The organism is Mycobacterium sp., assembly GCF_049281135.1.
GTDB lineage: Bacteria > Actinomycetota > Actinomycetes > Mycobacteriales > Mycobacteriaceae > Mycobacterium.
The window spans coordinates 1-4,705 of the sequence record NZ_JBAPRN010000713.1 but is presented as its reverse complement, the minus strand read 5'-3'; the positions used below and the strand labels follow the sequence as shown (position 1 = coordinate 4,705).

The window sequence follows — 4,705 nt, the reverse complement described above, 5'->3', positions numbered from 1 at the left end:
CATCCAAGACACCCTCAACCAACGCCCCCGACCAACCCTGAACCTCGACACACCGGCTCAACGGCTCGCCCAACTCCTAGCCGAAGCCGCCTAACCCGTGTTGCATTCACCGATTGACAATGCCCCGAAGTGTCACGCAATGGTTTAAGTCTCGGTGTCGCGTGGTTGTCGGCCGTTGGACCGCGACGTCTGAACCTCAGCGACGACACGCCGACGTATGCCGCAACCCGCGGTTGCTGGTACCGGGTCAAGGTTCGCCTATTGCACCGGGTCGCGTGTCAGGATGTGGCGGGCGATGGTGTCGATGATTCTGCGGCGGTCTTCGCGCCCATTGGCGGCGATCTGGAACAATACGGATTCTGCCCCCGCATCAGCGAATTCGTTGATTCGCGCGGCGACGGATTCCGGTTGTCCGAGGAACAGGTAGCGATCGGCGAGCGGGGCGAAGTCCTGGTTGTAGACCGCGCTGACTGTTCTAATGCCCGTCTCGCGGGCCCATAGCGGATCATCATCAACATTCGCCCACACGAACAATGCCGCGGCGACGGCTGCGGGGTTGCGACCGCTGTCGTTGGCTGCGTCGCGAACTTGTTGGAGTCCGCTGCGGACTTGGACGGGGTCGACCATGTAGGGCATCCAGACATCAGCGTGACGGCCGGCACGTCGAAGGGCTGCCGGTTTGCGTCCGCCTAGCCATATGGGTGGGCCACCGCGCTGGAGGGGCGGCGGGTTGAGGGCCAGTCCTGGCACGGCGGTGAATTCGCCTTCGAAGGTGACGACCTCTCCACTGAACAGCCGGCGGATGATGTAGAGGCCTTCGTCTGTCCGGCGGAATCGGGTGGCCGGATCGACGCCGGCGGCAATGAATTCGGGCGGGTACTCTCCGCCTGAGCCGATCCCGAGTTCGAAGCGCCCCTGGGAGATGACGTCGATGGTGGCGGCGAGCTTGGCGACGATCGTGGCCGGGTAGAGCGGCAGCAAGACGATGGAACTGACGAGCCTGATCCGGCTGGTCGCCCCGGCTGCCGCGGCGAGCATGGCGAATGCGTTGGGTGTAGGTCCGTGAAAGAACAGGTGTTCGCCGCAGCCCAGGAAATCAAACCCGAGCTCCTCCGCATGTCGTGCGTCGTCGACCAGTGTGGCGGGGTTGTCGACGGTGATTCCAAATCTCATTGTGCCGCTGCCTACTTGACGCTGGAATGGGCTACTGGTGGTGGTTCCGTTGTGCCAGAACCGAGTTGCAGATGAAACAGGGTGTTCAGTTCGCGGTTGAGGTCGTGTCGAAGCGAAGTAATCCCTGTTTGACGGAGGCGCCTGACAACAGACCTTGAAGAGATGGGTATTGCCCGAACAGCTTGGCGTGAGCGAGTTGGTAGTCCTCCACAAGGCCCCAGTTGTGCGGGAACTGTTCGGAGTAGTTCCAGCTTCGCACCACCGTCTTGTCGCGCGAGATGTGGCGGACCGTTCCGTATGTGTGGATCGGCCAGTCGAGCGAGCCGTGCTGGTCGAACTCGACGACCAACTCGTCTCCAAGCTGAAGGGTCAACGTGTCGATGGACCCGCGTTCGGTGTGTGTCATCGTAATTCGAGCGTCGCTGCGGGCGTGGCTCACCCCGTCGACCACATGGTGCGCGGCGGCGAAACCCGTTCCGGGCCGGCCACGCCAGGCATGCCCACCCTCGAAGGTGCCGTCGTCGTATTCGACCAGCCAGTTCATCCAATAGTTGTGCAGGACGCGCGTGAAATGGGTTTCGCCGAAGGTAAGACCAGGCCGACTGAAAATGAAGTCGTGCGTCCAGATACCTCGTACCGGGTCATCGTCGATAGTCCCTGTGACGTAGCCGAAATGACTTCGGGACAGGATCGGGTGCGGGAATCCCGTCTGTTCTGGCACGAAGAAGGTGCACGGCTGACCCATCAGTTCGGCGCGCAGATCAATGCGCCCGCCCGCATCGACCCACTCGAAATGCCCGAGACCCAAGCGTAATCGGTGACTCGGTGAAGCGTAGGTAACAGCCGTTGCGTCTTCGGTGACGGTGTACGCCTCGACGGCTGGATGTTCGGAGTAGGAGATGAGCAGTGGCGCTTGTTTGTCGAGTTCTCCTATGCCTCGATAGGCGCCGAAGTTGATGACCGTGTGCATTTCGGGCAGGGCATATCCACGCATGAACTGGTAGTTCGCGCCGGACTCGCCGCGCAGGATCACCCAAGGGCAGATGAGTACGACACCAAGGCCGTCGCGCGGACTATGCGAGAGTCGAAAGGATTCGACGGTCGGGTGCGGGTCGAGGTAATTCACATAGCGCATGAGGGGATCCTTTACATCGGCCCGGCTGATGCCGAAGCACAGGGCAAGCGAACGCCTCTCATGGCGCCCCCAGAGCCACGAAAGCGACGTCGACGACGTCGCGCAGGCGCCGGCGCATGATGCGGTCCGATATCAGACCAGCCCCCCACTGATGCAAGCAGCCGATAAGACCTGCGGCGACAACTTCGCCCAATCGACGTGGAACGAGACCACCCGCGCCGGCGCTGCCGTCGTAGGCAGCGACGAAACACGCGATCAATTCCTGTGTGGGGTCAAGCGACATCGCGCCGACACCGTGGGACCAGTCCCGGATCAGAGCGCGTGTGATGACCTTGTCCGAGGTCATCGCATCGGCCATGGCCGCCACGATGGCCTGCGCCCGGTCCCGTGCATCACGGTGCGACAGCGCCGCATAGTCGACAGCGCCCACCGCATCGTCAGCCAGTGCGGCCCAAATCGCGTCACGGTTGCCGATCAGGTTCGAAATCGTGGGGATGGACACCTCGGCACGTGCCGCGAGCTCCTGGATGGTGAAGGAGTGGGCGGGACCCTCGCGCAGCAGCTCACGTGCACATTCAAGAATTCGCTCCCGACGGCGTCGTTTGCCTCGATCCCTCAACCCCTCGACCGGCGCCACACCGTTCCCGCTGGCCGTATCTAGCGCTGAAGCAACGGCGGATGCGTCAGAACTCATGCCGCGAGCATACGACGAACGTGACCAAAGTTGTAGACCCAAAAATATTTGGCCCTATAGAAAGTTTTTCTTGACATCAAGCGTGAGGCGGGTCAATGTCATAGGACAACGTGTGCACGATCGTTCACATGCTCCGTGCTCATCGTCCGTGACCGTTGGGCGCTACGGTCGGACTGGAAAGGATCGTCTCTAGTGCGTGACAACAACACCAACCTCGATGTGGTGGCAGAGTTCTGGGAGGGCATCCGGGTCCGGAACTGGGCCCAATCCATGTCGGTGATCGGCGACAAGTTCGAGCGGGTGGGTATGCGCCATGGAGGCCCTGACACGATTGTCGGCCGCGCGAATTACCAGGCCTTTCTTGAGCACATCGTGCCTACATTCACGAAATGGCATATGGAAGCGACCCGGATCACGTGGTCTGCGGACGGGAACTCAGCAGTAGCTGAGTGCGTGGAGACGATCCAGCCGACCCCTGATGAAGACGTCCTGATTATGCACGAGCTCGTCGACGCCACAATCGGCGAGGACGGGCGCATCAGCAAGCTCGACCTGTACTTCAAGATTCCCGACCCGCTTCCACAGTGGGTTATCGCCGCCAACTCCCGAAAAGACTGAATCGCTGAAACCGACTGCGAGAGAACATGACACTGAACGCTGAATTCGTCACCCCCTTCGTGCCCACCGACGAGGAGAGGGCCTTCCGGGCGGCGATCTATTCCATCGCAGCCTCGTTCGGGCCGGCCTACTACAAGCGGTGCAACGCCGAGGGCCGCACTCCGAGCGAGCTGTGGCATCGACTCGGCGGCGGCGGCTTTCTCGGCGTCCACCTTCCAGAGCAATACGGCGGCGGCGGCGCGGGTATCCGCGAACTTGCCATGATGCTCGAGGAAACGGCCGCCGCCGGCTGCCCCTTGCTGGCGCTACTGGTGACCCCTGGGATCGTCGCGCCAATCCTGGTCCGGCACGGCTCGGCAGAGCAGAAGCAGCGGTGGCTCCCGGGTATCGCGGAAGGAAAAATTCGCTTCGCGCTTGGTCTGACCGAGCCCGGCGCCGGATCCAACACACACAACCTGACCACGTCGGCGACTCGCGATGGTGAGCACTACGTTGTCAACGGCCAGAAGTACTACATCTCGGGAGCTGACACCGCCGACCAGATTCTGTTGGTGACCAGAACCGGCGCTGAAAACGACGGCAAGGGCAAACTGTCCCTGCTCATCGTGGACCCCGACAGCCCCGGGCTGGTCCGCCAACCGCTCGAAACGGCGCTGGAGGAGCCCGAAAAGCAGTTCACCCTGTTTTTCGACGATGTCCGAGTGCCCGTCGACCGCGTCGTGGGAGGTGAAGGCAACGGGCTGAAGGCTCTATTCGACGGCCTCAACCCCGAGCGAATCCTGGTGTCGGCGGTATCGATTGGGATCGCCCGCTACGCCTTGGACAAAGCATGTAAGTACGCGCGCACGCGGCAAGTCTGGTCGTCGCCTATCGGCGCTCACCAAGGCGTCGCGCACCCGCTGGCGGAAGGCAAGATCAAGCTCGAACTCGCCTCGCTCATGATGCACAAGGCGGCATTTCTCTACGATGCCGGCCTCCCGGCGGCCGAGGCCAGCAACATGTCGAAACTGGCTGCCGCCGAAGCGGGCATCTTCTGCCTCGACCAGGCCATCCAAACCCATGGCGGCAATGGGATGGCCCTTGAA

Annotated in this window: 4 protein-coding genes and 1 pseudogene; 2 read left to right on the top strand and 3 right to left on the bottom strand. The window is 62.1% G+C overall.

Annotated features, from left to right (window positions below; genetic code table 11):
• Nucleotides 1-258 precede the first annotated feature (258 nt).
• The 3 genes and pseudogenes from WAN02_RS28500 to WAN02_RS28490 all read right to left on the bottom strand — a co-directional run.
• A pseudogene (locus tag WAN02_RS28500) lies at nt 259-1,191 on the bottom strand (LLM class flavin-dependent oxidoreductase); the annotation flags it as partial.
• Between the two features lie 67 nt (nt 1,192-1,258).
• Nucleotides 1,259-2,308 (bottom strand): hypothetical protein, encoded by a 1,050-nt coding sequence (locus WAN02_RS28495; protein ID WP_422268713.1) that lies wholly within the window; start codon nt 2,306-2,308, stop codon nt 1,259-1,261.
• A 58-nt stretch (nt 2,309-2,366) separates the two neighbouring features.
• Nucleotides 2,367-3,002 carry a TetR/AcrR family transcriptional regulator gene (locus tag WAN02_RS28490; protein ID WP_422268711.1) on the bottom strand — a complete coding sequence of 212 codons (636 nt, stop codon included), beginning with the start codon at nt 3,000-3,002 and terminating at the stop codon, nt 2,367-2,369.
• A 192-nt stretch (nt 3,003-3,194) separates the two neighbouring features.
• Between WAN02_RS28490 and WAN02_RS28485 the strand changes: the two genes are divergently transcribed.
• The gene (locus tag WAN02_RS28485) at nt 3,195-3,620 is read left to right on the top strand and encodes a nuclear transport factor 2 family protein (protein WP_422268709.1); all 426 of its coding nucleotides are present in this window, start codon (nt 3,195-3,197) and stop codon (nt 3,618-3,620) included.
• 26 nt (nt 3,621-3,646) lie between these two features.
• Nucleotides 3,647-4,705 (top strand): acyl-CoA dehydrogenase family protein (locus tag WAN02_RS28480; protein WP_422268707.1); only part of this gene is annotated, 1,059 nt, incomplete at its 3' end.